Source organism: Desemzia sp. FAM 23988 (genome assembly GCF_045528365.1).
In the GTDB taxonomy this organism is placed as follows: Bacteria; Bacillota; Bacilli; order Lactobacillales; family Carnobacteriaceae; genus Desemzia.
Window position 1 is genome coordinate 24,610 of sequence record NZ_JBGQQS010000017.1, and the last position, 25,896, is coordinate 50,505.

Below are 25,896 nucleotides of genomic sequence, written 5' to 3' on the forward strand. Positions count from 1 at the left end.
TTCTTATTTCACCTGTTTGTTTTTCTTTTTCTCTTTTCTTTCGTCTGCAAATACGTAAATGACTAGTAAGACGACACCGACCGACAGCAAGCTGTCTGCTAGGTTGAAGATGGGGAAATCAATGAATTCTAATTTGACCATATCCACAACGTATTGCAGTCTTAAACGGTCAATAAAATTTCCAATCGTACCGGCTAGAATAAAGGTTAACGACCAAGAAAACAAACGGTCTCCTTTTCCATATTTCTGCATATTGTACACTAATACTACAAGTACAACTGCAGTAATGATATAAAAGAACCACATTTGGCCTTCTAAGATACTCCAAGCCGCTCCATCATTTTGAATATAGGTCCAAGATAATAAACCAGGTATAAATTCGATTGTTTCGTATAAATCAATATTTGCTACAGTTAAATATTTGGTCCATTGGTCTACTCCGACCATTACGGCTGCAATGATATAATAAATAAACATTTCTAAACCTCACTTTATCCTCTAATCATAACACATTCCTATTTTACATGATTCTTCAGTTAAGCAACAGGTTTATTTTTAAAAGACTGTGGAGGTGAATCCATTTATTTAGTAGTAAATAGTACAAATAGTTAAAAAACAGGCTTTTTCATTGGGTAATGGGAACGGTTTTGTTATAATTACATTATGTTCATTTTTTGTGAACATACAGGACAAGTAAAAAGGGAGTTAAAACATGAAAAAGATAATAGGTGCCGTAAGTTTCCTTGGATTAAGTACCGTTCTTACTGGTTGTGATACAGGGGTTGCACAAGCTGTAGATGTGACCACAGAAATTGAAACGGTAGAAAATACCCTTATTGAAAAATTGAATGCCATTGCTTCACAAGAAGCGGACTTGCAAGCTGAATTTGAAACAACTTTAGCGGAGGATGCAGAGTTAAGTACTTTAAAAGACGGATCCGCGGCAGTCTTTGAAAACATTGAAACACGCCAAACAGATCTAGACAGCTTAAAAGAGGCTGCTGAAAATCTTAAGGGACAATCTGATGAGTTGGCGGATTTAGATAGCGAAGATTTGCCTTCAGAAGAAATTACCAACGTTACAGACGCATTAACTACTTTAAACGGTTCACTAGACCAGTTTACAGAACTATATGGCGCCACATTGACGGAACAAGAAAGTTATTTCCAATCTCTCGTTGAAGAAGATGCTACATATGAAACGCTTCAGACAGGGATCGAGCAGCTTAATGAACAACATACCGCAACAAATGATCTTTTCATTCAATTAGACAGCAACTTAGCTCAATTACAAACTTCACGTACTGAAGCTGCTGCTGCATTAGAGTCCCTTGAAAATAATAAATAGGAGGATGATTTTATGAAAAAAAGAATCACGGCACTTGCTTTATTTAGTACGGTACTTCTAGCAGGATGTGCCACCGAAACTACGGAAGAAACGACTGAAGAGTCTTCCTCTTCTATTGTTGAATCCGAATCCACAACTGAGGAAAGTCAAACTGAGTCTAGTACTGAATCAGAGGAATCTAACGATGAAGCCGCTGAAGAAACAGCTGTAGCGTATCAATATCAAGTGAACCCCTCAAATTATGCTATTGAACCAATCGAGGATGAAACCTCTGAAGAAAAGATCGCTTTATTGACTATTGATGATGCCCCTGATAAATACAGTGTAGAAATGGCCCACAAATTAAAAGAAATTGATGCTCCTGCTATATTCTTTGTAAACGGGATGTACATAGAATCAGATGAAGGAAAAGAAGCATTAAAAGAAATTCATGATTTAGGTTTTGAGATTGGGAACCATACTCAGACTCACCCTAATTTACAAACTATCTCAACTGAAGAACAAAAAGCTGAAATTTTAGAAACCAATGCATTGATCGAAGAAGTCATTGGTGAAAAACCACGCTTTTTCCGAGCACCTCATGGGGCTAATACCGATGTTTCTAGACAATTAGTGGCTGACGAAGGTATGACCTTAATGAACTGGACGTTCGGCTATGACTTTCAACCGGACTATCAAGATGCCGATGCCTTATTGGATATCACGATGAATACAGAACTGCTTTATAACGGCGCAAACATTTTGATGCATGACCGTGAATGGACCAATCAAGCCATTGTGCCCATTGCTGAGGGATTGAGAGAACAAGAGTTTACACTGATCGATCCAAAATTAATTGTTTCACCTGAAAGCGAGGAAGAATAGTATGAAAAAAAATACATTTAAATGGTCCATTCCTCTATCTGCAACTCTCTTACTTGCTGCCTATTCACAAAATGTACATGCAGAAGAGAATGCTGAGACTCAAGTATTGACCATTCACAGTGCCGACCTTTTATCCATTCCAGAAAATTATCCTGCTCAATTTACTTTTGATAGCGGCGTGGAAATTGCTTATCCTGAAGATGGTGTAAAAGGAGTTTACGTTACAGGACACTCAGCTGGTGGTTCTCGTTTAGCAGATTTGACTACCCTCTTAAACGATACAGAATTAAATGCTATGGTCGTAGATATCAAAGATGACTTCGGAGATATGACAATGGATATGCAGTCAGATAATCCTATTGTTCAAGAAAACACTCAAAATTACGTCAACGATCCAGCTGCATTAATGACTCACTTTGAAGAAAATGAGATTTATCCTATCGCTCGTATCGTTGTCTTTAAAGACACACGTTTAGCGGAAGCTCGTCCAGAATTGAGCTTTACACATTCAGATGGATCCGTATGGAAAAACAACCGTGGAGAAAGTTTTGTCAATCCATTTTCTCAAGAAGTTTGGGAGTATAATGTGGAGATCGCCAAGCAAGCTGCTAAAATGGGCTTTAAAGAAATTCAGTTTGATTATGTTAGATTCCCTGAAGGATTCGAAACTCGTTCAGACGAACTTCAATACACCCGTGGCGGATACGATGAAATGGATCTGGATGACGTTCAACAACGTGTTGAATCGGTAACAGATTTCGTGAAATACGCTAAGAAAGAATTGGAACCTTATGGTGTCGACGTTTCCGTAGATATCTTCGGGTATTCTGCTACTGTTCCGGAAGCTCCTGGAATCGGTCAAAACTTCTCTAAAATTTCTGAAAATGTCGATGTGATTTCTTCTATGATCTATCCAAGCCACTGGGGACCTTACTTTGGGATCGCCAAGCCTGACTTAGAACCTTACAACATTATTTCAGAATACATGAAAGTAGAAAATGACGTACTAGGCAGCCTGGAAACACCGCCGCGATCTCGTCCATGGTTACAAGACTTCACTGCTTCTTACCTAGGTTCGGGAAATTATCTGCAATACGGACCAGCCGAAGTCGAAGCCCAAATCAGAGCCCTAAAAGAAGCCGGAGTCAATGAATTCCTGCTATGGGATGCGGGAAACACCTATACGGAAGGCGTTAATTATGACTTAGAATAGAGCGAAAAAAAGACGCTTAAGCCAAGAACGTGGAGAAAAGCGTGTGAGCTGACTTTCGCAGTGCGTTTATAAGGCGCCATCCCCATTCACTTAATAAAATGACAAACAAAAAACGAGCTGGAAGTAAATCACCAGCTCGTTTTTTGCATTTCCATACAATTATTCTATTAATTCACTGCCAAAACTTCCCCACTATCCAACAAACACAAATAGGTCTCTGTAACAGGTTTATTCAAAATAGACTGTAAAGCTGCTTTATACAATAGCAATTGTCCCTTGTATTTCTGGATCATCTCTTCATGAGCACGTTCTTTAAACCGGACCAATCGATCAGTTTTGTAATCAAATAGCACCACTTTATCTGGATATTCTATATATCCGTCCATGATTCCGTGAATCAAGATTTTATCCTCAGCACTGCCGTCCATGTCTGTAAAAATAGCTGCAGCATTCATCAACAAGGAAAATGGTCTTTCTCTTTCCACCAATGCAACATCATTAATCAGCTGCTCCCCTAACGAAGTTTCAAAGAAAGCGACGATTTTTTCTATTTCGATTCTCTTAGCCGTTTCTTTTTGCAGCAATCCATTTTCCACTAGCTCAGCTATCAATTGACCCAACGACTCTATGGAAGGTTTTTCCTGCAAATCGATCGATTGCATTACCATATGCGTTGCTGTTCCGATCTCTACACTAGTTGGAGCGGTCGTTTCAGTCAGGAATGCTGGCCGTTTCAACTTATCTTCTGTATAACGATTTTGATTTCGCGGCTCATTGACATCGATTTTGACCAACTGGCCTTCATGCGGTTCTTCAAACATCCGTTTGATTTCAGAAACTGATTGATAGCTGGTCGTATGTGTCGCGGCTTGGTGAGAATAACGATGCTCCAACAAGCGTTTCACTTCTTTAAAATCTTGCTGCAAGTGCCCTTTTAATTCAACCGTTGGAGCTTGCTCGATTTTGTCTAACCATTTTACGGCATCAAAATCAATTTCCAATTCTTCATTTTGTTCCAACAGTTCTTTTTCCGTTACAAAGTGAACACTAAATGACGCAGGATGTTGCTGTACTTCGCCATTCTTAGCGATAATGTGCAAGGAATCATTTTGACTGTCTGGATGACGGACGATAGCTAAACCAATCCATTTCATCAAGCTGCTCGCTGTTAAGCGCAAGTCACTCGGCAGAACCGTTTGCTGATGGGAACTCACAACTCCCCAATCTTTCCAAGCTGCTTCTTCATTTTTATACGAGCCGACTAAGAACAGTTTTTCTTCTGCTCGTGTCAAGGCCACGTACAACTTACGCATCTCTTCCGCCAATAATTTCCGTTTCTTTTCTACTTTCAACGCTGTTTCAGGCAACGTAGTGTATCGGATTCTCTTGTCTAAATCTTTGAATTCTGTCCCGACACCCAAGTGTTCATTGAAGACATAACTGTTCATCGTGTCTTGCAAGTTAAATCGCTTGGTCAAGTCCAATACAAAGACGACGGGGAATTCCAATCCTTTACTGGCATGAATCGTCATGATCCGGACCGCATTCTCGTCTTCCGATAAAGCAGTCGGCTCTGCTAAGTCTTTGTCTTTTTGCTGCATTTTTTCAATGAAGCGGACAAATTGAAACAGCCCTTTGAAACTAGTTTGCTCATAATTCGCTGCTCGTTCATACAACGCATGCAAATTAGCTTTTCGTTGACGGCCAGAAGCCATTCCCCCTACATAATCCAAGAAGTTTGTCTCTTGATAGATACTCCAAATCAAAGTGACGATCGATTCTCTGCGCGCAATTTCTCTCCAACTCGTTAACCGTTCTAAAAATAGACGGATTTTTTCATATAAGTTGCCTGTAAAACGAGTCTCTTTATTGTTCCCTGGATACTCCCGATAAAAACTTGACACAGCATCGTAGTAATCACCCGTTTTTTTCGTGATGCGAATGTATGCCAACTCTCGTTCATTCAAGCCAACTAACGGAGAACGCAAGACACTCGCCAATGGAATATCTTGATAGGGATTATCAATGATTTTCAATAAAGACATCATGATCGTAACTTCTGTTGTCTGGAAATAATTCTGCGTATCATTGACTAATAAAGGAATATTCAATTGCTTAAACAAGGTCTGAATGGTCGCATTATTTTTCTTCGTCGGTGTTAACAGCACGATATCTGAATAGCGAATCGGACGATATGCTTTCTTCTTCTTATCGTAGATAGGAAACTCTTCATCGACCAAATCTTTGATTTTTTGCCCCACCATCGTCAATTCGCCTTCTGTTTTAGTTTCAATGGAGAATTCATCCAGTTCCGTCTCATCCTCATCCTCATCTGTTTCTTTTTCATAGATCAGAATCTCCGGCTGATGAACAGTAGAAACTGGGAAGTCTTTAAACCCTTGAACCAGTTTAGCGGCTTCATCGTATTCCATTTGTCCGACAGATTTATCCATCAATTGTATGAACAAGAGATTGATAAATTGCAGTACTTCTCCTCGGGAACGGAAATTATCAGCCAAGATGATCCGTTCGCCATCTTGCAACTTCCCATACGTTTCGTATTTTTTTAAAAATAAGCCTGGATCTGCTAAACGGAAAGAATAAATAGACTGTTTCACATCTCCCACCATAAAGAAATTGCCGTTTTCTGCATCATCTTTCGTCAGCCAATGCAAAATATTCTCTTGTAATTGGTTGACATCTTGGTACTCATCGACCATGACTTCACTGAATTTATCTCGGTAATGAGTGCTGGCTTCACTTGGCGTCCATTTTCCCTCTTCAAAGTGAGCCAGGATATTCAGTGTTAAATGTTCCAAGTCATTGAAATCCAATAAGTTGCGTTCTCTTTTTTTCGCTGTATAAGCTTCTGAAAACAGTTGGGTTACTCGAACCATTTCTTGAATCAACGGTACGGTTTGCTGCATCAAGCTAAGCTGTTTTTCTAGAGGCGTAGCAAAGTAATCGTCTTTCATTGTCGTGTACCGTTTCTTATTTTGGTCACGAATGGCTTTCATATCTTGCCCAACTTCTTTTACCTCATCGTCCGCATTCTTTTTCGGACCTTTCCATCTGGCAAATTCAAAAGCTTGGATGGTATTGTAAACAGCATCTACGTTTCCTTCATCCAATAAGCGCAGCAATTCAGTGATATGGCTGCATTCATTTTCTGCTAGTTCTTTACCAGCCATTAATTCATCACTATTTTCTCCCATACTGATCGCATAGCGGTATTGCTCTTCTAATCCGACTAAGATTTCTTTCACTTGCGGTTTCAGCAGATCCTGATACAACGTGCTTTCTGTAAAAGAGTGCTGTTCTACTTTGTACAGATCGCCTAAATGTTCCAACCACAATTCAGGATTCGGATTAGCCCGTGAGAATTCAAACAAAGAGAAGACCAAGTCTTGCAGCCCGCTATCGGTACGGTCATTAGAATAAGTTGCCGTCAATGTTTTAAACAAGCTGTCTGCTTCCCCATACAATTCTTCTCTCACATCATCCCAGACATCTTCTTGCAGCAAAACGATTTCAGTTGCATCTGTCAGCAGGCGGAACACTGGATCTAAATCGATCAAATAGTAATAACGGCGAATGACTTGCAAACAAAATGAGTGGATCGTACTGATCGACGCTTGAGAAAGCAACGGAATCTGCTTTACCAGATGCCTTTTTTGATCCGTCAGACTTTCGCCAGTGACAGCTTCTTGTAAAGCGGACTGGATCCGTTCTTTCATTTCTCTGGCAGCAGCATCCGTATAGGTAACGATCAGCAATTCATCCACATTGGTCCCGGCTTTGATTTTTTCGATCACTCGTTCTACAAGTACGGTGGTTTTTCCTGACCCTGCAGAAGCGGACACCAGCAAATTGGTTCCTGAATCGTATACGGCCTGCCACTGATCATCTGTAAAACGGCTGTTTTCAGGTTTTAATGGTAATGGTTTCACTCTTCTGCATCTCCTTCACGTTTCATTCTGTCCAGAATATCTGGAATACCCAATTTTTCCATTCGACGGTATTTGTTTTCGGTGTACAATGCAGCATCGAAAAACGATACAGCTTTTAGCGGTCCGTTTACCGAAGAAATAAACGCACTTTTCTCTTTGATCGGACTCAAACGGGTATCGCCTTTAATGATATTGTTTCCGGCAGTAATGATTTTCTTTTTATTGAAACGCAATAAGGTTTCGATATCATCCAACGTGACGAACTTATTGGATTTCATCGTCCCTTTAGCCAATTGTTCAAATGGGTACACCAATGATTTCTTCTTCGGTTCAACCGTTAAATCTAGAGCATCCAACATATCCTCGTCATCCAACAAGAAACCATCCATTTTGTACATTTTTAACAACGTTTCCCGATATTGGTCCTCATCGACAAATGTTCCTTCTTTAAGAAACGGATTTTGCACTTGCAAGTAAAATGCCCCAGCCGGTAAAGCTTTTTTCCCAATCAATTCATCCGAATGAGCTAAAGCGATATCTAAATACGTCAACATCTGCATCGCTAATCCATAATAAGCATCAATAAAACTAAAGGAATGTTTACTGGATTTGTAATCGACTACAGATAAGTAATGCTTGTCATTGATCTCCATAGCATCGACCCGGTCTATTTTCCCTCTTAAATGCAATTCTCCGCCATTAGCTAGCGCAAAAGTATGTCCTTCGATTCCTTTTTGAGCCGCGATCCGTCCAAATAAAACCTCTGTTTGAGCATTGGCCATATTTGTCCGTCTGCTTTGGTTGCCGATAGCCCACGCCACACGCTGAATCGTATTGGCCAGCTGCTCACGAATGTACATCATTCGGTTTGAAGCAGATAAGATTTGGTATTTGCCTTTGCTGATCAAAGATTCCAGGACTTCATTGGTGATTTTTTCTAGAGCCTCTTTATCTAATTGGTCAAAAGAAAGATCACGATTGATTAATGTCTTGAATAATAAATCTAATGCTTCATGGAAATATTCACCCGTGCCGGCTGCTGATAATTCAAACACGTCTCGTTCTCTAAGCTTCAAGCCATAGGTCAAGAAATGCGTGAATGGATCTGCATAATACGACTCCAGTTGTGAAACCGACATGTATAAATCTTTTCCATATAACTGTTCAGCTAATTCTTCGGTTAACGGTAGCGGAATGTTTTTCCGGCGCAAACTTGCCAGCAGACGATTGAACATCAAAGAAGTCTTTTCGTTCAATTTGAAATACTGATACAGCATTTGCCAGAAAGGATGCAAGTCCGCTTGCTGATCTTGGGCTTTGCGTAAAATCATCAGCAATTGCCCCATAGTTGCTTCCCTCGAGCCGATAAAAGCTAATACATCTTCTTTCTTCAATTCAATCAGGGAGGTCACGTCTGCCGGTTTGGCTTGTACAGAAATGTCGAAATAATCGGCTATTCGCTGGACATAGGGCGATAATTTAGGACTTTCTTTTGAATCATTGCTGGCTGGATACATCAAATACAATTTTTCTGAAGAATCTAAAAAGGCTTGGTACGCAATAAACGGTTCAGCAGCCATTTGCGATTCGACTGAAGGTTTTAAGAATTTTTCTTCTGTCGCTAAAAAGTCGCCGATCAACGTTCGGTCTTCTTCAGTCAAAATCGTTTTGTTCTCTGTTTTAACCGGCAGATTGGTATTGGTCAATCCTAAAATAAAGGTCACTTTGGCTGTGCCGATCCGTGCTCCTGCTAAACCAGAAAAAATCACTTGATCGATACTTGGCGGTACAATGCTGTAAGAAGCATTCTCAAATCCAGTAATCAGGATCATCCGGAAGCTTTCTTCATCAAATACCTCTTCGCCTAACACTTCAACGTACTCATCCAATAACTGAATAAATACCTGCCAGATCTGTTCATGTCTTCTAGCCATTTCCAAATCATTTTGCTGAATCAATTCATCACGCCAAAACAGCAATTGATCCGGAACGCCATTGGCTTCTAAAAACTGATAAACGATTTTTGCAGCATCCATACTAGTTTCGGCTTTATCCAAGCGTTTAAAGAAGGGCGACAATGTATGGTTGAGAAAATCTTTTACCTGATTCGCTGTCTGTTCAAAAACCACATCGGCATCAGACTGAAAATCGGCATCGTCGTATTGGAATCGCGTGTACTTCCACGGATCTTTTTTCGTCCAATGGTAGCCTTCATACCCATACGCTAAGACCACATTTTCTGTGATATCGACGGCATCTCTAAATTTGGCTGCATGATTCATATATTGTTTGACGCGCATCATGCGATCGGCAGATAGTTCCATCGTAACAGGCGGCATAAATAATTCTGTTCTCAATAAACGCATCACATCTGCATAACGCCAGTTGTTCTTTTTGATCGCAAATAGTGCATCCAGCAACTCACTCAACGGATGATGAGACATCACTTCCGCACTATCAAAGAACGTTTCAATGTGATGTTTATCAAATGTCGGCTGCAGCGATGTTCGGTAATCTTCCGGGTTCCGAGCCAATACTAAAATGTCTTTGTAGCGGTATTTTTCAGTAGCAATCAGTTTCAAAATTTCTGTGGCTACATGATTGACTTCTGCTTGTTTGTTTTCAGCTCCCCAAATCTCGATGCAATCGTCCATCGGGATCCGCTCTTGTTTCAAATGCAAGTTTGTCGGAGACAGCTCGTTGCTCTCCACCCAGTACTGTTCCAACTGATTCAATTCTTCACAGTAATGACTGTCTTTCTCAGTGATCACTTGATCGAGTTGGACTTTTACTTGATTGAGACGTGCCAATTGATACAGCTTGTAGTAGGTAGTCCCAGTTACTCGGAATAAATTCGTTAAATCAGGCTTTTCAGTAGGATAGGCTTTATCCAACGTCAACGCCAAAGTTACTTTTTTCGTATGTTGCATCAATGTCAGAATCAAGTCCTGCTCTTGAGCAGTAAACTGATAAAATCCCTCGACATAAATATAAGCATCTGATAGATCCATACCTTGAATCTTTTCGATTAAAGCAGTGATCACATCTTCGGTTTCGATGTACTTCCCTTTCACTGCTTCCCCAAATGCTCTATAGATGAGCGAGATATCTTGCAGTTTTAATTTAAAATCGGCTTCCTTAGGTGTGTCGCCTAAATTCTGAATCATTTGCACTAAGTCTTGTTCAGCAATACGACCGCTGCGCAATTCAAAAAAGAGATCACTCAATTTTTGCACAAATCCATTTTTACGAACTTCACCACGATAAATAGTGAGTTCATCCTCATATTGCAATAACAACTTCCGAATCAACATAGATAGACCGGTTTGAGTCAACTGTGGCTTGACATATAAATCCGTGTCTTGTAAAAAGTACCATGCTAAACGACTGAAACTGAAGACTTGAACGTGCATCATACCAAGAAGTTCTTGCTGGTTGAACGGTTCTCTTTCACCCAGTTCTTTCAATACCGTCATTTCGGCATCGAACTTGATGTGTTCCGGCACCAAATAAAACACTGGTGTCTTTCTATTTTCTTGTAAAATGTCTGAGATTTCATTCAACATGATATCTCTTTTATCTGTATTGGCTCTTCCTAAAATAAACTGTAAACTCACTTACGTCACCGCCTTTTGCTAGACTATTCTGTTACCTATTTTAACATACACCTCCTAACTTCTCTCATTTAAAGACAAAAAAAGCAGAACTCGTCTGCTTTTTCCGGTTACATTAAGTTCGCTGCTGCTAATCCTGCTATCAACACACACGTTCCCAAAGCATAGACCACTTTGAATTTGAATTCTCTGGTTTTATGACGGTATATTTTCATACCCAAGAGACCACCGATCCCTCCACCAACCAACCCAAGAAACAGCAAATTCTTCTCTGGAATGCGCCATTTGTGCTGAACAGCCTTTTTCTTATCTACACCCATCATAATGAACAACAGAATATTGACCAAGAGAAAATAAAGCATCAACCACATGCTCTATTCTCCTTTAGAAGCGTTCAATTTAGCGATAGCAACAATGACATCTGTCGCTTTTTGCATACTTTCAACGGCAACAAATTCATAACGGCCATGGAAGTTTTCTCCACCAGCAAAAATGTTCGGTGTTGGAAGACCCATGAAAGAAATTTTCGACCCATCTGTACCACCACGGATTGGTTCAATGATTGGTTTGATACCTAACGATTCCATGGCTTCTTGAGCAATGTCAATCGGTCGCATATCCTTTTCAATGATTTCACCCATATTGTAATATTGATCTTTCAAGACAACTTGTACACGATCACTGTCTAAAGAAGCATTCATATCGTCCGCCACTTTTTGAACAGCAGCTTTGCGTGCTTCAAATTTTTCTTTGTCGTGATCACGGATGATGTAAGACAATTGAGCATTTTCTTCTGTTCCGGCAATGCCAGATAAGTGATAAAAGCCTTCTCTGCCTTCCGTTTTTTCAGGTACTTCATCTTGAGGCAATTGAGCATCAAAAGTCATGGCTAATTTAATGGCATTGACCATTTTCCCTTTAGCCGTTCCTGGGTGCACGTTTTTTCCTTGGATAGTAACAATAGCGGAAGCCGCATTGAAACTTTCATATTCCAATTCACCAACAGGTCCCCCATCCAATGTATAAGCATAATCAGCAGCAAATTCTTCTACATCAAATCGATCTGCACCGATCCCGATTTCTTCATCTGGACCAAAACCAACACGGATTTTCCCATGTTTGATCGAATCATCATTGACTAAAATTTCCATCGCTGTCACGATCTCAGCAATCCCTGATTTGTCATCAGAGCCTAGCAAAGTCGTTCCATCAGTTGTAATCAATGTTTGACCAACGTAATTTTTTAAATTTGGAAAGTCTTCTGGAGAAAGAATGATGTTTTCCGCTTCGTTCAAGACAATAGCTTCTCCATTATAGTTTTCATGGAATTGAGGAGCAACGTTTTCAGCATTAAAATCAGCAGTATCCATGTGTGCAATAAATCCAATCGTTGGGACTTCTTTGTCGGTATTACTTGGTACTGTCGCCGTAACAAAGCCATTATTGGTATTGTAAGACACATCAGCCAATCCAATTTCTTTCAGTTCTTCCATCAAAGTTTTAGCAAACTCTACTTGTGTTTGTGTACTTGGAATCGTCGTGCTGTTTTCATCTGAACGTGTTTCTATTTTGACATAGCGAATAAAACGCGGGATTAAATTTTCATACATGTGACTTAAACTTCCTTCCGATTTTAAAATGGTGAGTTGTTGCTTGTTTTTTATTATCTCGCAACTTATAAGGATTGCGCAAGAGCGAATTTATAGAAATTGATAAGGATCCGTATTTAATGCAGACGAAAGAATCTCCACGTCCCAGTTTTCTTCCGCTTTCCACTCCGTAAATAACTCTTCTAGTTTCGTTTTACAAATTTCTTCGATGTGGTGGCCTGGATCGATTACTGAAAGACCATCTGCCAACATATCGTGTCCAACATGATAGTAAACATCTCCAGTAATGTACACATCGGCTTGCTTTTTAAGCGCATCTGAGTAAAACTTGCCCCCATCGCCACCGCAAATCGCCACTCGTTTCACGAGTTTAGTGTCATCCGGTGTAATGTAGCGCAACCCAGAAACGTTAAAAACCTCTTTGACTTTTTGAGCAAACTCTTTTACGGTCATCGGCTGAACTAAGTTTCCTACTCGGCCCAAACCATAGTTATCGTGCAGACTTTCAATGGTATACACATCAAAAGCCGGTTCTTCATAAGGATGAGCTTTAATCAAAGCTTGGATTACTTTATCTACAAGGCGGTTTGGTACGACCACTTCCACTTTGACTTCTGTCAGCTGCTCTTCTTCGCCTACTTCACCAATGGCCGGGTCTGCTCCTTTGACCGGTGTAAAACGACCTGTCCCTGCAAGAGTGTAACTACACTTCACATAATTGGTTCCAATTTGTCCTGCGCCAACTGAAGTTAAGGCTTCTCTGACTTCAGACGCATTTTCAGGCGGCACCATAACAGCTAGTTTTTTGTAATAAATGCGTTGGGTTTCAGTCAGGATTTCTGTGTCTTCGATTCCCACAGCTTCAGCCAACCAATCGTTCATGCCGTTTTCTGTAATGTCCAGATTCGTATGAGCAGCATAAACGGTAATGTCGTGTTTAATCAAATCATGGAACATTTGGTTTTGCGGACTGTCACTGGCCAAGTTTTTCAACGGACGAAAAATTGGCGGATGATGCGCAAAAATAAAATCGACGTGTTTTTCAATCGCTTCTTGGACGACTTCCGGACGCACATCCAGTGTGGTCATGATTTTAGAAATGGGTCTGTCTAATGTCCCTACAGCTAACCCAATTGGGTCGCCTTCCTCTGCTAAAAACGGCGGCGCGAAAGCTTCAAATTTTTGTACCAGTTCTCTTCCAGTTATACTCATTTCTCTAACAACTCCTCTATTTGTTGAATTGTCTCTTTCACAGTTTTGAGTTTTTCTGTTTGGTCTGATTTTGATTGTTCTAAGCTGGCTTGGATGTACTTGTATTTCTTCAGCTCCACTTGCCATTTTTTTCTAAACATTGGCGTAGGATCATTTTTCAACAAGAAACCATATTGCAAATCAGCTTCAGTGGCTTCAACAGGTTGATCGCTTTTTTCTGCAATCATGATTTCATACATTTTATGGTTTTCTTCCAATAGGTCTTCAGCAACGATTTGGTAATCGTGCTCGACCAGCCATTTGCGCAACGTGTATTCTCCAACATTCGGCTGCAGCAACAACCGTTCTTGACCGCTCAACTTATCGGCGTTAAAACCTTTATCTAAAATAGACGCAATCAAACTGCCGCCCATTCCGCAAATAGAAATCGCTGAGATGTTATCTTTCAAATCCACTACATCAAGGCCATCTCCAAAACGAACGTCGATTTGTTTTTCAAAACCTAATTCAGCTACATGTGATTTAGCAGATTGATAAGGACCATCCACTACTTCTCCAGCAATCGCGTATTCAATCATACCGTTTAATACTAAAGCACTTGGCAAATAAGCGTGATCCGATCCAATATCTGCTAAGCGGTCATTTTTTCTGATATAGTTTGCTACTCGTTCTAAGCGAAGCGACAAATTTTTTTCATCCATATTAACAACTTTCCTCCACGTACATTTCTATAATTAATCTTCTAAGAATCCTTCGTCCATCAAATAGCCTTCAGCAGCTTCTTTAGACTTGAATACTCCTTCAATTTGGCCATTTTCCACTAACACAGCCCACATTGGATGATCATATTGTAAAATCAGTTTTTCACCGTACTGATCCATCCAAAGTTCTTGGTAGCCAACTGCATAACCATTTTCTTTTTTGTTCAAATATTCAAGGGCTTTGTCTATTAAGTCTCTAATTTCTTCTTCAGAAGCTTCTAAAACAGAAATATAGCCTTCTTTGCCGATTTCTTCTTTAGGCAAATAACCTGCATAAATCAAGGCATTTCCATTCGGATGCAAGAAACGAACCACCATTGTTTTAGCAACAGCACTTTCTTCGTAATGGTAATTCACACGATTCATTGATACGGGTGTTGCTGTCAATTCAGGGTAGCTATCAAAAATAGCCTTTTTTTCTTCAAATGTTAACATGTAATTGCTCCTCATTCAGACTTACGTTCTTTTTTAGTATAGCAGTTTTTTAGTGAAATTACTTAGATAAGTGCAGCTTTTTAAACAAAAAAGATCTTGCTAAATAAACTTTTTAATTTAAAATTTAAAAATAAAACAATTTCCTTGTGCGTTGGATAACCCAAAAAAGTTATGATTTTTAAATAGTGTTACAATAAGTGAAAACATACTTGTACAATCTACAAACCCTCACTCTTATCTTAAATAAGCGTGAGGGTTTGTAGTATTTTAAAGTCAGTTTTTAGTTAAAATTATTGTCTTTTTATCCTTCTCTTCTCAGCAATAACAAAAACTTTTTCTTCATCTCTTTTTCCAATCGTGACAATCTCAATAATTTCTATTTGTCCATTTACTGAAGGTTTAAAAATAAGGCGAATGCCTAATTTTTGATTTTTTAATTCTTTAAACCCTGCTAATTTTGCATAGTTTATATTTCCAAGTACTTTGCCAATCTCTGAACCTCTATCTTCTAAACGTTCTACAGCTTCATTTACCCATTGTTTTAACATACCATCTAATTTCTTATAGTCTTTTTCTGCCTCTTCCCAAAAGTATACTTGAGCCATTAGTCAAATAACTCCTCATCAGATAGAGAAGCAAAAGCGTTTAATTCCTGCTCTGTCTCAAGAACCTTTTCAGCAGAGATAAGGTTACCCGGTCCTTTGTAAACTCGTTCTTGCAACTGACTATAGAACAATTTATTTTCCAATTCTCTATAATTTCTAACTAGTTTTTCATATACATCATTACTTAGAATTACTGCTTCAGGTTTGTTATGGTTGAAAATAAAAGTTGGTTCTCCTGATTCATTTGTTTCTTTCACAATTTTTGAGAATTCTTTTTTGGCTTCTGTAATGGACTTTGTTTTCACATCTAAAGTTTTTAACATTCAAATTGCCCCATTTCTTATATCGTTTAGTTTAAATATATTATACCAAAAAAAGCACTTTATTCAAATCTTAATATAGAACCTTTATCAAAACTTTTTAACGGAAACTGCTAAAAAGTTTTGCCATCTCACAAAACAAAAAAACGACAGGTTTAAATTTGGTAAAATACCAACCTCAAACCTGTCAATTCAAATCATTAGTCTATTTTACAATCGGCAACCAACCTGGTCTTGACGCTACATATTCCCACATAGCATCCGGTAAAGCTAGGTCTGCTCTATCTTCCGAATGAATCTCTGTACGGATGGTATCTTCTTTTCCAGTTTTTACTTTCTCGACCCAATCAGGTTCTACAATCAACTCTCGACCAATCGCTACGAATGGAAGATGATGCTCTTCCATAGCTTTGACTGCATCATCCGGTGTGACTACTTGTCCTACACCGATAAGCGGAATATCAGTGCCGAATTTTTCAGTGATGATGTCAATTATAGGTGTGCTGTTTTCTTTATCGCGCATAGACGTTTGAGCGACACTTCCTAAAGAGATATGAATGTAATCCAGACCAGTTGTTTTCAATTGATTCATCAAAGCTAACGTGTCATCCAAAGTGATCCCTGGTTCTTCCATTTCTTCCGGAGAAATGCGGTAACCAAAAATGAATGGTTTGTCTGCGTATTTGTCAATCGCATCTTTAGCAGCTTTGACAACAGCCAACGGAAAGTTCATTCGTTTCTCAAGCGTGCTGCCCCAATGATCGTCTCTTCTATTGGAATGAGGAGAGAAAAATTGTTGAATCAAGTACGTATTGGCGCCATGAATCTCTACTCCGTCAAATCCGGCTTGAATGGCTCTTCTTGTTGCTTCACCAAAAGCTTCAATAAGCTCACGCACTTCGTAATCAGGTAATTCTCTTGGTATTTCTGCGTTATCTCGAAGAGCTGGAACAGCACTGGCGCTTACCGGTTGAATTCCCCTAAGAGTATCTGCAGATCCCATTCTGCCGACGTGGAAAATTTGCAAGATTGCTTTTGTACCGGTACTTTGAATCGTTTTGGCTAATTTGGACAAACTTTCAATGCGATTATCTGACGCCGCGCTTAATGATCCAGCAAACTTACCGTCTTCTCTTACCTGTGCGCAAGATGTAATAACAGCTCCCAGACCAGCTGATCGGCGCTTGTAATAGAGGTGTTCATCAGTAGTGACCATCCCATTCTCAAATGCTGAATTTGTTGTCATCGGCGGCAAGATGATACGATTATCAATCGTTGCTCCTGAAGAAAATGTAAATGGTTCAAATAATTTTTCGTACTTTTTATTCATACTGTTTATAGCCTCCTATGCTTTATTTTCTGTTCGAGTATATCACTAAAAACCTACTTAAAGTAAGTATAGTGTTCTAAGTATTATTTTAGAAAACAAAAAAAGCCCAGTAGAAAGCAGTTCCCAATAGAACAACGGACATTACACTATTGAGCCAAACAGCTATTTTAGCTCTTTGAACCGAACTATTCCGGTATCGCAAAGCAATCAAAGCAAAGTTTCCTGCTAACAATACATAGACTGAAACTTGGCAAGTGGCAAAAGTTATCATGTTCATAAAATAAAGAGCAATTAAGAATAAAACTGCAACAACTATTGCAATTCGTAGACTAACATATCGTTTAGTAGATTTCATCTAGACTTAGACCTCCTTTTTTGGGTTGAGTTAGAAACAGAACGTCTTTTTTTGAAAAACTCCCACGCTCTTATAAGCAGCACCGCTATTGTAGAAGTTATAATAATGTGAGTAGTGTCTTCCAAAGATTTATCCAGCCAATATTCATACGCTAAAAAATAAAAAACTGCCATTAACAATACACGTAATACGAAACTGGTTACCTTGTTTTCCACTAAAATCCTCTTCTCTCTTCAGTAGTTTTTGCACAAAAAAGTTATGTAAAAGGAGTGTTCTTAAAGCAAATAAATATGATTTCATGTAGAAATGAACAAGTTCATTTACTCAATAAAAGCGTAACCGTATTTGCATTAGGATTAAAAAGAATATTGAGTGCAAAGAAATTTAGCACTGTTTGAATGGTTGTTTTATAGTCATTTTTGAAGTTTCCATTTATCAACTATCATCCGTTTTGTTCTAAAAAATATCTACCTTTATTTTACTCTTATTGAAGACCATTTTCTATACTTATCTATAAAATGAATTTAAGTTTTCAGCTAACGCTTAACGCCACATTATCTATTTTTTCGCACACAAAAAAAAACCCGAAACATTTAAATTTCGGACTTCTAATAATACTATTCTAATTTATAAATCGATTGGTTGTCCGCCTGTGACACCATAAATCTGCCCGGTGATATAACTTCCTTCATCTGATGCTAGCAAAACATAAACTGCAGCTAATTCAACAGGCTGTCCAGCACGTCCAAGTGGACTATTTTGCCCAAATTCAGTGATTTGACCATCTAGTTTTCCATTATCCAATTGAAGTGGTGTCCAAATTGGACCTGGTGCTATACCATTGACACGCACGCCTTTTGATGCAAAGTAAGATGATAAGGATACCGTAAAGTTGCTTATGGCTCCTTTTGTAGCTGCATAATCCATTAAGGGTTCGCTTGGATTAAAAGATTGAACAGATGTTGTGGTTATGATCGCACTGCCTGGTTTCAAATGTTCTTCTGCAGCTTTAACTGTTTCGAACATACTAATAATGTTTACTTTGAAAGTATTGTGTACTTGTTTCATCGGCAAATCACTTAAAGAAGGTCGAGCAATTTGCTGTGCAGCATTTAATACTAGAATGTCTAATGCACCAAAAGCTTCAATTGCTTTTTCAACGATTTCAGTCGCTGCACCATCTTCACGCAAATCATAAGGCAGCAACAATGCTTTTCTGCCTTCCTTTTCAATCAATTCTTTTACTTCGTTAGCATCCTCTTCTTCGCCTGGGAAAAAATGGATAGCTACATTAGCACCTTCTCGCGCATAGGCTATCGCAGCTGCTCGTCCCATACCTGAGTCGCCACCTGTAATTAAAGCGTTACGCCCTTCCAGACGGTTATAACCTTTATACGATTCTTCACCGCAATCGGGTCTAGGTTCCATTTTGCTTTGTAATGCCGGAGTATTTTGTTCTTGTTCCGGAAACTTCTCTGCATAATACTTCTTACGTGGATCTATTAAATGTGAGTTTTCCATCAAAAGTCATCTCCTATTAGGTTTATTGATTACAATATTAAGGATAACAAGATAATCATGAAAAAACTATTGATACGCATTCTATTATTAGATTTGTACATAAAAAGACTTGTCTCAGTATAGATTATTTTTCTAAAACTCTATTTTTCATTAATAACATAAGGTATAAAAAATCAAATGTAATAACATTTCACTAAGGAGGCAGCAGATGAAATTTTTAAGTGGTGAAAACGTTATTTGTAGTGCTTTTTGGATGCACATTTATCTTTATGGTTTGGAAGCAACTTTTTCTTTAGGATTTAAAGCTTCATTTTACTTGTATGCTATCATTTTATTCTTATTAGGAGTTTATGTTATAGTGATGCATTTTAAAGAAAACGAGCATTAAACAATAAAGAGTCGAGTTTTCCACTAACAACAGTAGAAAAACCGACTCTTTTTTTATTATTTTTTTGTTTCAACGGATAGTTTCTGCATTCTCATAGTGAATAAAAAGTAATACCTAACAATATTAGCTTTATACAAACTTAACAGAGGTGTCACCTGACATATCCCATTCCAAACCAAGTAGATATGGTAGTAAAATGACTCTCAACCACCATATCTACCGACAAAGAGAACAGATATAGTTCATAAACCATTCTCAACTACCATATAGGGCAGAGTAATTGAAAGTTTTGGTCAGTGAGAGGTGAATTGAGAGAGTTACTGTCCAATTAGAAAGCATTTTTTTAGTTCGCTAAACAATAAAGAACAAAGACAGTTCAAAGTAAAAAACAGGAAACGAAATTATTGGAGCCTGTAAGTATATTGGCAAGTTCAATCTGAATGCAGTTAAATTTTAACACTTAAATAGTGAGTTCCTTTCTGATTACATCTATAGCTTAATACTTCTAGTTTAGCCCGATTACTTTTAAAAATTATATTAACAAAAAAACATGTTTTCTAAAGAATCAATTCTTTTAGGAAACATGTTTTAGACTATTCTATTTAATAATGGATTCTATATTATTTTTTTCTAGCACTTAGAATAAATCTGGATGCTTCTTGTCCAGCGTTCTCTTTTTTTGCATCATAGAAAATGTTTGACTGGATATGCTGGTAGCCTATTTCTGATAAAGCAGCTGTTAATGCTGAGCTGTCCATTCCATGTCCATGGCCGCTTGAAACTTTTTTTGGTTTTTCCATTTCAATAATCAGCAATTGTCCATCTTTGTTTAAGGCCTCATAAAGTTTAGAGAGTAGTTTATGGCTGTCTGAAATATGATGCAATACTAGAGAAAGTATGATGGTATCCGCCTTATAGAGAAGTTGATCATCTTTTTCAATATCCAGACAAAGTACAGATGCTTTTTTAGTGTCTATATCTGCTAATTTCTTCTCGACCTGTTCGATCATTGCTGGAGATGCATCTACAAACAACATAGATTCAAAATCTTCTAACAAGTCTAGACCCACATTTCCTGTACCGCAACCAAAATCTATCGCTGTCTTTGTGTGGTTTTTGTCTAACAAATTGCGTATAGCTTCAGTAGAACGTTTTGCCATATCCTTATTTTTTGTTGTGTCGTATTTTGCTGCTAACTGATTGAATTGATTTATATGTCCGATTACTTTCACTCCGTTCTTTTTTTGAATCCTTTTATATTCCTTGAAATGTGGCCTCACTAGAGTCGGCTATGATCCCTGCACCTGCCATATGACCTTGACTGGCAGAAACAATCAATTGAGAAGGACCGGTTATTTCTCCTGCGGCATAGATGCCTTTTATGTTCGTATGACCCATGATATCCGTCATAATAAACCCTGCTTCATTGACCTCGATGCCTAATTGTTCAATGAATGGAAGTTTATTATCCAATACTGTAGTACAGAAGCCACCTGATCTATTGATTTCTTCTCCGCTTTCGAAAACAACGCCCTGAAGTTCCCCACTTGTACCTATTAGTTCAACAATTCTTTCTTCTATCAGACGAATATGATTTATTTCCAGAACTTTCTTCTGCTCACCATCAAAAACGGTCTTTCCGTTAGTCGCCACAATCAAATCATCTGTCCAATTTTTCAATAATTTAGTAACATGGAGAGCCTGAATGGATTCTGCTATGAGTACCAGAGGTTTGTCTTTCATTTCCCAACCATCACAGAAAGGGCAAGAGAAAATACTGCTTCCATAATAGTTTTCAATTCCTTTCACATTTGGAAGCGTCTCTTTCACGCCTGTAGCTAAAACGATATTTTTAGTGTGGAAGGTTTCTCCTGACTCGGTAGTCAATTCAAAAGAGTCTTTCAGCGTTTTTTTAATGGATAGAATTTTGCCTTTTTTGATCGAAATGGTTGGATATTGCAGTAAATCTCTTCTTCCTTTTGCTCTGAAATCTTCTGGCTTAATATTATCTCTCGTTAAAAAAGCATGGGTTTCATGCGTTACAGCATTTCTTGGTTTTTCTTCATCAATCAGAAGCACTTGTTTTTTCCCTCTTCCGGCTACTAAAGCAGCACTCATGCCTGCTGGTCCTCCACCGATTACAACAACATCCATCATCTTTTCTCCTCCTATAAATTCTATTACAGACCTTTAATATCTATAATTAAAATAAAAATTAGCTAATCACTAATTTTATTTTACCTTTGATTCAAAATATCCGCAATTGTCTTACGTGCAAGTTCATCTTTCATCTTATCTTCTGCATCTGCTACTGCACGCTCGATCAAACATTCTCTATTCCACTTACCATCATGAGACATCGTACAGTTCAGTAATGATTCATATCCTTCTATCGCTTGAATGATATCAAGAAACGTACATTCTTCTGGCGAACGCAATAAACGATAGCCGCCTTTTACTCCGGGAGTTGATGTAATCAAACCAGCTTTTGATAATTTTGTCAGTATTTTTGACAAATAAGTAGGCGATAATTTTTGGCGTTTAGCTAAGTCTTCTACCCTGACTGCTTCGTTGGTAGATTCCATTGCCAAATGAACCATAGAATGTAAAGCATAATTTGTCGCTTTTGAATATTTCATACTGCTCTTCCTTTTAATTACAGATTCGTTTTATCTTTAATTGAATATAAAGTAGATGTGGCCTAAAGTCAATACGTTTTTTTATAATTTTTGTTTCAACGGATAGTTTCTGCATTCTCATGGTGAATAAAAAGAATACCTGACGATATTAGCTTTAGACAAACTTAACAAAGGTGTCACCTGACATATCCCATTCCGCGCCAAGTAGATATGGTAGTAAAATGACTCTCAACTACCATATTTACCGACAAAGAGAACAGATATAGTTCATAAACCATTCTCACTTACCATATAGGACTGAGCAAATGAAAGATTTGGTCAGTGAGAAAGTTCCAACCCCATTAGAAAGCGGATTTTTAGTAGTCAAGCTGTCTCAAGTACAGAACGATTCTTTTCTCTTCATCTAATTTTACATTATACTGTCTGATGGCATCTTCTAGTTTTTTCTTTGTTTTTGGTTCATCGCTGAATGCATTCAACACTTTATAAACTAGTTCTGAAAATACATAAACCAGTCCTGAAGAACCTAGTTCAACTCCCAATAATTCCTCATCAGATAATTTGGTCTCCGTTAGTTTTTTCACTTCATGATTGTATTCACCTTGAATCAATATGTATTCCTCTTTACGTTGAAATCCTTCCAGTAAATTTTCCTCGTTCCATACTTCAAAATACGTTACTTCTTTTGTCAAATTAATCCCTCCATATAACTAGTAAACTGTTGAAAATAAATTAAGTATCTCTAGTCAGCCTTATTTTTTGTGAAATATAGAATATATGAGAATTCCACCATAAAACCCTGCATATTTAGGGAAATCTTGTAATAGATAAGTTATTCCAGGAACACGTTCTATAAGGACAGTTGAAAATAGCTGAGAGATAGATAATGCCAAATAGGCTGCGAAACAAACTAAAGCAATCAAACGAAAATTCATTTCTTTCATAAACTTTGTTGAATATAAAGCCATAGACACCAGTATTATGATTAGAAATGTCGGCAACAATATATAAAGCACCTGAGCCCATATTTCTGAAATAAGCTCACCTCGTAAAAAAGCTTGCTCTGCCACAGTTAAAAAGTATCGGTAACCGATCATAAAAATTGCTGGAACAAACATAAATAAACCATAAAAAGTCGTTTTTTTCATATACATCCTCATTCCTATATTTTAGTTTAAAACCTGGCGTAATTATATTTAAATCCTAATCGTCCGTTGTTGATTTCCTTTTGTTTACTTGTACAGGCATATGGCAAGCTTGACTTTTTGTGTTTGAGTGCTCTTTATTGCTAGTGTATTTGCAGAACAGTTTTAAAATCCATAAGTTTAAACTCTACCGCTTTCTGCAATAGATTGAGTATATTTTTCAAGAAATACGCTATTTAAATAGAAACCTATAGATAAAAGTAAAGTTAGGGTAGATTCATCTTTGGGTAAGGTGATTATCATTACTGTTACAATTCCGATATCTAGCATAAGACTTAGACAGATTATTATTGTCATTTTTTGCTGGTTTTCTTTTGAAACATCCCGTAAAACTTCAAGTTTATCTGTAGGAATCCAAAAATGCAGAATCTTTGAAGATCTTTTTTTCATTAAAAATTGAATAAGTGCCATTATTTTAGTTGCAATAACAACGCTAAGAACTATAGTTACTATGTAATTTGCCATAAACAGCCTCCGATGATTTTAAAAACAACCTTTTTTATTTACGATTGTACATAAATTGTTGGATTGAAAACTTTATGATACGGTACAAAAACCAAAAGATTCCAAAAAATAAAGCAAAGGAACTGATTTGCATCAAAAATGCGCCAATGGTTGTTTCTAGTACATTATGGAGGACAAAAACAACTGCGGAATATCCGATAGCTATCATCCAAAATACTCTTCTACTCATCCAATACCTCCTTACTCTTTAGGCTCCTTTTTATCGTAACATAAATGATTTAGAAAACGTTTTTATATTATTTTTCTCCTTTTGTATACAAAGCTTCTTTTACTTCCCATGATAAAAAGGACGTTTTTTCTAACACATTTTTGCTTTTATTCATCTCTTCTAATATTTTTAATATTAGAGGTGACGGATTATTGATGTTCAATTCTTTCACCGCGACCCAGTCAATACCATCAGAGTCATTTTTTCCATCTGCTACTGTTTCAGGAATAGCTTCTTCATCCTCAAACAATTCAACATCATAAAGAATAAAAATATGATGGACTGTATGGTCAGCTTCACTTTTTACAAAACTATCATAGACTCTGCAGTTTTTATATTCAGACACTCGATGGCCAGTTTCTTCTAGGACTTCTCTGATCAAGGTCTCCGTTAATCCTTCACCATCCTCTTGACTTCCTCCTGGCAAGTCGTATCGATTCTGATATGGTCCTGCATTTTTTTGAATACATAAGAGTTTATCTTCTTTTAAATTCACTCCGTAGACTCCAAAATGTTGATGATACTTCTCACCGTTGTTCATTCATATAACGACCTTTCTTGCTATATATTTAAGCTCAGCCTCTTGAATACATGTATTTGACGTTGAAAGTTGATGACTCCATTACTAATAATTAGGTCTGTTGCATCAAAAAAATTGAATCGTGCAGTTATCAGTTCCGACCAGAGCAACCTCATTTTTGACAAAAATTCTTTCCCCTATGTGAAACTCAAGAAGCTTCTCATCTCTAACTTCTTTATTAGCAATTCTAAATTCTTCACGATTTATTTTGTACGTCTCCCTAAAATTGTCTTTGTATACTATGGAAACCTCAATCAGTTCTTCTTCCATCATTGTCTCTCCTTTTTAATTGGATTGTATTCCACCAATTTGTCAAAGCCTAAACATTATTGAGCGTGCAATTTATTTAGGATGTTTTTAATTAACCTTCCAGGTACTAAATGGATTAAAGTAAGGACAATGGTATAACCTAATGCAGAAGTGGGCAAAGAGATCATCAACAGTGAAACAGCAATTGTACTTAGAACTATACCTGCGCTCAGCACAACTTTTATTTTTATCATTTTCTGATCAGGAATGTTAACTAAATTATAGTTTTCACTTAAGGGCGTCCACCCTTTCACAAACCAAGAAGAAAAGTTCCCCTGAAGTACGCGTATCAAACTCATGATTCTACACGAAAAATCTATTATGAAAATAACCAGCAAGATATAATAAAACATTTCACTACCTCCCTTAGTTATATGTTACTAATCGTCGATTTAAAACTGTTCTATATTTTCAAGTTTTTCTACTATCAATATACTTAGATCAATAGCTTCCCTGTAATCAACGGGTACAGCTGTATCTTGAAGAGTTGTTAATATAATTATATTTTTGTAAGTCATAATAAGTGGAACACAATAAACGTCATCTTGACTGAAATATAACCAATCTGATCCTTGAAAATCATTGGTGATATTTTCTTCATTACGCATAAAAGAAATAGTGAAATATTTAGTGCCATTTACATAAGTAATAGTTTTTTGAGTTGATTTATCTGAGAGTTCACCATCAGAAGTCAAGAATTCTCTTTTATTAAATGATAATTCTTTATCTATAACTGTAACCGAGTCTCCTAAATTACTCAAATCTGGATCTAATTGAGTTAGTGTCAATATTTTCTCGGTAAAAATTTTTTTTAAAAGTTCAAAGAGAAATTATTCCATTTTTCCAAACAATTATACGTTGATTTGCCTTTTTTGTTCTGTTTTTGTGCTATATAAGATGAAAA

28 protein-coding genes are annotated in these 25,896 nt (G+C 37.6%); 4 read left to right on the plus strand and 24 right to left on the minus strand.

The window, feature by feature from the left end; genetic code table 11:
• Window positions 1-3 precede the first annotated feature (3 nt).
• Window positions 4-477 carry a signal peptidase II gene (lspA, locus tag ACEN4L_RS09735; protein ID WP_407097077.1) on the minus strand — a complete coding sequence of 158 codons (474 nt, stop codon included), beginning with the start codon at window positions 475-477 and terminating at the stop codon, window positions 4-6.
• A gap of 235 nt (window positions 478-712) precedes the next feature.
• Here lspA and ACEN4L_RS09740 point away from each other — a divergent pair, with 235 nt between their 5' ends.
• From ACEN4L_RS09740 to ACEN4L_RS09750, 3 genes are read left to right on the plus strand one after another with little or no spacing between them, the layout of a single operon-like run.
• Entirely contained in the window at window positions 713-1,348 is a 636-nt protein-coding gene (locus ACEN4L_RS09740; protein ID WP_407097076.1) for a YkyA family protein, read from the plus strand.
• 12 nt (window positions 1,349-1,360) lie between these two features.
• Window positions 1,361-2,212, plus strand: a complete 852-nt coding sequence (locus tag ACEN4L_RS09745; protein WP_407097075.1) for a polysaccharide deacetylase family protein — start codon at window positions 1,361-1,363, stop codon at window positions 2,210-2,212.
• A 1-nt stretch (window position 2,213) separates the two neighbouring features.
• The gene (locus ACEN4L_RS09750) at window positions 2,214-3,425 is read left to right on the plus strand and encodes a putative glycoside hydrolase (RefSeq protein ID WP_407097074.1); all 1,212 of its coding nucleotides are present in this window, start codon (window positions 2,214-2,216) and stop codon (window positions 3,423-3,425) included.
• 167 nt (window positions 3,426-3,592) lie between these two features.
• Here the strand turns inward: ACEN4L_RS09750 and addA are convergent, their stop codons facing one another.
• From addA to ACEN4L_RS09810, 12 genes are all read right to left on the minus strand, one after another.
• The gene (addA, locus tag ACEN4L_RS09755; RefSeq protein WP_407097073.1) at window positions 3,593-7,375 is read right to left on the minus strand and encodes a helicase-exonuclease AddAB subunit AddA; all 3,783 of its coding nucleotides are present in this window, start codon (window positions 7,373-7,375) and stop codon (window positions 3,593-3,595) included.
• Window positions 7,372-10,992 (minus strand): PD-(D/E)XK nuclease family protein, encoded by a 3,621-nt coding sequence (locus tag ACEN4L_RS09760; RefSeq protein WP_407097072.1) that lies wholly within the window; start codon window positions 10,990-10,992, stop codon window positions 7,372-7,374. The genes addA and ACEN4L_RS09760 overlap by 4 nt, the downstream gene beginning before the upstream one ends.
• Window positions 10,993-11,099: 107 nt before the next feature.
• On the minus strand, window positions 11,100-11,360 hold the full coding sequence (locus ACEN4L_RS09765; protein WP_407097071.1) for a DUF1294 domain-containing protein: 261 nt from the start codon (window positions 11,358-11,360) through the stop codon (window positions 11,100-11,102).
• Between the two features lie 3 nt (window positions 11,361-11,363).
• Entirely contained in the window at window positions 11,364-12,599 is a 1,236-nt protein-coding gene (gene pepT / locus ACEN4L_RS09770) for a peptidase T (RefSeq protein ID WP_407097070.1), read from the minus strand.
• A gap of 90 nt (window positions 12,600-12,689) precedes the next feature.
• Window positions 12,690-13,811 (minus strand): Nif3-like dinuclear metal center hexameric protein, encoded by a 1,122-nt coding sequence (locus ACEN4L_RS09775; protein WP_407097069.1) that lies wholly within the window; start codon window positions 13,809-13,811, stop codon window positions 12,690-12,692.
• Window positions 13,808-14,512 carry a tRNA (adenine(22)-N(1))-methyltransferase gene (locus ACEN4L_RS09780; RefSeq protein ID WP_407097068.1) on the minus strand — a complete coding sequence of 235 codons (705 nt, stop codon included), beginning with the start codon at window positions 14,510-14,512 and terminating at the stop codon, window positions 13,808-13,810. The genes ACEN4L_RS09775 and ACEN4L_RS09780 overlap by 4 nt, the downstream gene beginning before the upstream one ends.
• 33 nt (window positions 14,513-14,545) lie before the next feature.
• A complete protein-coding gene (locus tag ACEN4L_RS09785; protein ID WP_407097067.1) occupies window positions 14,546-15,007 on the minus strand; it encodes a hypothetical protein in 462 nt (153 codons plus the stop codon).
• A 290-nt stretch (window positions 15,008-15,297) separates the two neighbouring features.
• Window positions 15,298-15,612 carry a type II toxin-antitoxin system RelE family toxin gene (locus tag ACEN4L_RS09790; RefSeq protein WP_407097066.1) on the minus strand — a complete coding sequence of 105 codons (315 nt, stop codon included), beginning with the start codon at window positions 15,610-15,612 and terminating at the stop codon, window positions 15,298-15,300.
• Window positions 15,612-15,935, minus strand: coding sequence for a type II toxin-antitoxin system Phd/YefM family antitoxin (locus ACEN4L_RS09795; protein ID WP_407097065.1), 324 nt, complete (start codon window positions 15,933-15,935; stop codon window positions 15,612-15,614). The genes ACEN4L_RS09790 and ACEN4L_RS09795 overlap by 1 nt, the downstream gene beginning before the upstream one ends.
• Before the next feature lie 202 nt (window positions 15,936-16,137).
• A complete protein-coding gene (locus tag ACEN4L_RS09800; RefSeq protein ID WP_407097064.1) occupies window positions 16,138-17,262 on the minus strand; it encodes an NADH-dependent flavin oxidoreductase in 1,125 nt (374 codons plus the stop codon).
• An 88-nt stretch (window positions 17,263-17,350) separates the two neighbouring features.
• The gene (locus ACEN4L_RS09805) at window positions 17,351-17,617 is read right to left on the minus strand and encodes a hypothetical protein (RefSeq protein ID WP_407097063.1); all 267 of its coding nucleotides are present in this window, start codon (window positions 17,615-17,617) and stop codon (window positions 17,351-17,353) included.
• 627 nt (window positions 17,618-18,244) lie between these two features.
• Window positions 18,245-19,138: an SDR family oxidoreductase gene (locus tag ACEN4L_RS09810; protein ID WP_407097062.1), complete on the minus strand. Its 894-nt coding sequence runs from the start codon at window positions 19,136-19,138 to the stop codon at window positions 18,245-18,247.
• A gap of 208 nt (window positions 19,139-19,346) precedes the next feature.
• Between ACEN4L_RS09810 and ACEN4L_RS09815 the strand changes: the two genes are divergently transcribed.
• Window positions 19,347-19,526, plus strand: coding sequence for a hypothetical protein (locus tag ACEN4L_RS09815; protein ID WP_407097061.1), 180 nt, complete (start codon window positions 19,347-19,349; stop codon window positions 19,524-19,526).
• Window positions 19,527-20,146: 620 nt separating this feature from the next.
• On the opposite strand, the gene ACEN4L_RS09820 is transcribed toward ACEN4L_RS09815, so the two are convergent.
• From ACEN4L_RS09820 to ACEN4L_RS09870, 11 genes are all read right to left on the minus strand, one after another.
• The gene (locus ACEN4L_RS09820; RefSeq protein ID WP_407097060.1) at window positions 20,147-20,758 is read right to left on the minus strand and encodes a class I SAM-dependent methyltransferase; all 612 of its coding nucleotides are present in this window, start codon (window positions 20,756-20,758) and stop codon (window positions 20,147-20,149) included.
• A 22-nt stretch (window positions 20,759-20,780) separates the two neighbouring features.
• Window positions 20,781-21,683: an NAD(P)/FAD-dependent oxidoreductase gene (locus ACEN4L_RS09825; RefSeq protein WP_407097059.1), complete on the minus strand. Its 903-nt coding sequence runs from the start codon at window positions 21,681-21,683 to the stop codon at window positions 20,781-20,783.
• A gap of 80 nt (window positions 21,684-21,763) precedes the next feature.
• Window positions 21,764-22,165 (minus strand): RrF2 family transcriptional regulator, encoded by a 402-nt coding sequence (locus ACEN4L_RS09830; RefSeq protein WP_407097058.1) that lies wholly within the window; start codon window positions 22,163-22,165, stop codon window positions 21,764-21,766.
• A 356-nt stretch (window positions 22,166-22,521) separates the two neighbouring features.
• A complete protein-coding gene (locus ACEN4L_RS09835; protein ID WP_407097057.1) occupies window positions 22,522-22,857 on the minus strand; it encodes a hypothetical protein in 336 nt (111 codons plus the stop codon).
• A 60-nt stretch (window positions 22,858-22,917) separates the two neighbouring features.
• A complete protein-coding gene (locus tag ACEN4L_RS09840) occupies window positions 22,918-23,313 on the minus strand; it encodes a hypothetical protein (RefSeq protein WP_407097056.1) in 396 nt (131 codons plus the stop codon).
• A 177-nt stretch (window positions 23,314-23,490) separates the two neighbouring features.
• A complete protein-coding gene (locus tag ACEN4L_RS09845) occupies window positions 23,491-23,835 on the minus strand; it encodes a hypothetical protein (protein ID WP_407097055.1) in 345 nt (114 codons plus the stop codon).
• A 34-nt stretch (window positions 23,836-23,869) separates the two neighbouring features.
• Window positions 23,870-24,064 (minus strand): hypothetical protein, encoded by a 195-nt coding sequence (locus ACEN4L_RS09850; protein WP_407097054.1) that lies wholly within the window; start codon window positions 24,062-24,064, stop codon window positions 23,870-23,872.
• A 67-nt stretch (window positions 24,065-24,131) separates the two neighbouring features.
• Window positions 24,132-24,644 carry an NUDIX hydrolase gene (locus tag ACEN4L_RS09855; protein WP_407097053.1) on the minus strand — a complete coding sequence of 171 codons (513 nt, stop codon included), beginning with the start codon at window positions 24,642-24,644 and terminating at the stop codon, window positions 24,132-24,134.
• 105 nt (window positions 24,645-24,749) lie between these two features.
• Window positions 24,750-24,953, minus strand: coding sequence for a hypothetical protein (locus ACEN4L_RS09860; RefSeq protein WP_407097052.1), 204 nt, complete (start codon window positions 24,951-24,953; stop codon window positions 24,750-24,752).
• A gap of 56 nt (window positions 24,954-25,009) precedes the next feature.
• Window positions 25,010-25,345, minus strand: a complete 336-nt coding sequence (locus tag ACEN4L_RS09865) for a hypothetical protein (protein WP_407097051.1) — start codon at window positions 25,343-25,345, stop codon at window positions 25,010-25,012.
• A 39-nt stretch (window positions 25,346-25,384) separates the two neighbouring features.
• Complete coding sequence (locus ACEN4L_RS09870) at window positions 25,385-25,753, minus strand: hypothetical protein (protein WP_407097050.1); 369 nt, start codon at window positions 25,751-25,753, stop codon at window positions 25,385-25,387.
• Window positions 25,754-25,896: the final 143 nt, after the last annotated feature.

What these genes read in the sequence shown, in the direction of transcription:
- lspA (WP_407097077.1), bottom strand. Translation starts at nt 477, where the DNA reads ATGTTTATTTATTATATCATTGCAGCCGTAATGGTCGGAGTAGACCAA.
- ACEN4L_RS09740 (WP_407097076.1), top strand. Translation starts at nt 713, where the DNA reads ATGAAAAAGATAATAGGTGCCGTAAGTTTCCTTGGATTAAGTACCGTT.
- ACEN4L_RS09745 (WP_407097075.1), top strand. Translation starts at nt 1,361, where the DNA reads ATGAAAAAAAGAATCACGGCACTTGCTTTATTTAGTACGGTACTTCTA.
- ACEN4L_RS09750 (WP_407097074.1), top strand. Translation starts at nt 2,214, where the DNA reads ATGAAAAAAAATACATTTAAATGGTCCATTCCTCTATCTGCAACTCTC.
- ACEN4L_RS09765 (WP_407097071.1), bottom strand. Translation starts at nt 11,360, where the DNA reads ATGTGGTTGATGCTTTATTTTCTCTTGGTCAATATTCTGTTGTTCATT.
- pepT (WP_407097070.1), bottom strand. Translation starts at nt 12,599, where the DNA reads ATGTATGAAAATTTAATCCCGCGTTTTATTCGCTATGTCAAAATAGAA.
- ACEN4L_RS09775 (WP_407097069.1), bottom strand. Translation starts at nt 13,811, where the DNA reads ATGAGTATAACTGGAAGAGAACTGGTACAAAAATTTGAAGCTTTCGCG.
- ACEN4L_RS09780 (WP_407097068.1), bottom strand. Translation starts at nt 14,512, where the DNA reads ATGGATGAAAAAAATTTGTCGCTTCGCTTAGAACGAGTAGCAAACTAT.
- ACEN4L_RS09785 (WP_407097067.1), bottom strand. Translation starts at nt 15,007, where the DNA reads ATGTTAACATTTGAAGAAAAAAAGGCTATTTTTGATAGCTACCCTGAA.
- ACEN4L_RS09790 (WP_407097066.1), bottom strand. Translation starts at nt 15,612, where the DNA reads ATGGCTCAAGTATACTTTTGGGAAGAGGCAGAAAAAGACTATAAGAAA.
- ACEN4L_RS09795 (WP_407097065.1), bottom strand. Translation starts at nt 15,935, where the DNA reads ATGTTAAAAACTTTAGATGTGAAAACAAAGTCCATTACAGAAGCCAAA.
- ACEN4L_RS09800 (WP_407097064.1), bottom strand. Translation starts at nt 17,262, where the DNA reads ATGAATAAAAAGTACGAAAAATTATTTGAACCATTTACATTTTCTTCA.
- ACEN4L_RS09805 (WP_407097063.1), bottom strand. Translation starts at nt 17,617, where the DNA reads ATGAAATCTACTAAACGATATGTTAGTCTACGAATTGCAATAGTTGTT.
- ACEN4L_RS09810 (WP_407097062.1), bottom strand. Translation starts at nt 19,138, where the DNA reads ATGGAAAACTCACATTTAATAGATCCACGTAAGAAGTATTATGCAGAG.
- ACEN4L_RS09815 (WP_407097061.1), top strand. Translation starts at nt 19,347, where the DNA reads ATGAAATTTTTAAGTGGTGAAAACGTTATTTGTAGTGCTTTTTGGATG.
- ACEN4L_RS09825 (WP_407097059.1), bottom strand. Translation starts at nt 21,683, where the DNA reads ATGATGGATGTTGTTGTAATCGGTGGAGGACCAGCAGGCATGAGTGCT.
- ACEN4L_RS09830 (WP_407097058.1), bottom strand. Translation starts at nt 22,165, where the DNA reads ATGAAATATTCAAAAGCGACAAATTATGCTTTACATTCTATGGTTCAT.
- ACEN4L_RS09840 (WP_407097056.1), bottom strand. Translation starts at nt 23,313, where the DNA reads ATGAAAAAAACGACTTTTTATGGTTTATTTATGTTTGTTCCAGCAATT.
- ACEN4L_RS09845 (WP_407097055.1), bottom strand. Translation starts at nt 23,835, where the DNA reads ATGGCAAATTACATAGTAACTATAGTTCTTAGCGTTGTTATTGCAACT.
- ACEN4L_RS09850 (WP_407097054.1), bottom strand. Translation starts at nt 24,064, where the DNA reads ATGAGTAGAAGAGTATTTTGGATGATAGCTATCGGATATTCCGCAGTT.
- ACEN4L_RS09855 (WP_407097053.1), bottom strand. Translation starts at nt 24,644, where the DNA reads ATGAACAACGGTGAGAAGTATCATCAACATTTTGGAGTCTACGGAGTG.
- ACEN4L_RS09860 (WP_407097052.1), bottom strand. Translation starts at nt 24,953, where the DNA reads ATGGAAGAAGAACTGATTGAGGTTTCCATAGTATACAAAGACAATTTT.
- ACEN4L_RS09865 (WP_407097051.1), bottom strand. Translation starts at nt 25,345, where the DNA reads ATGTTTTATTATATCTTGCTGGTTATTTTCATAATAGATTTTTCGTGT.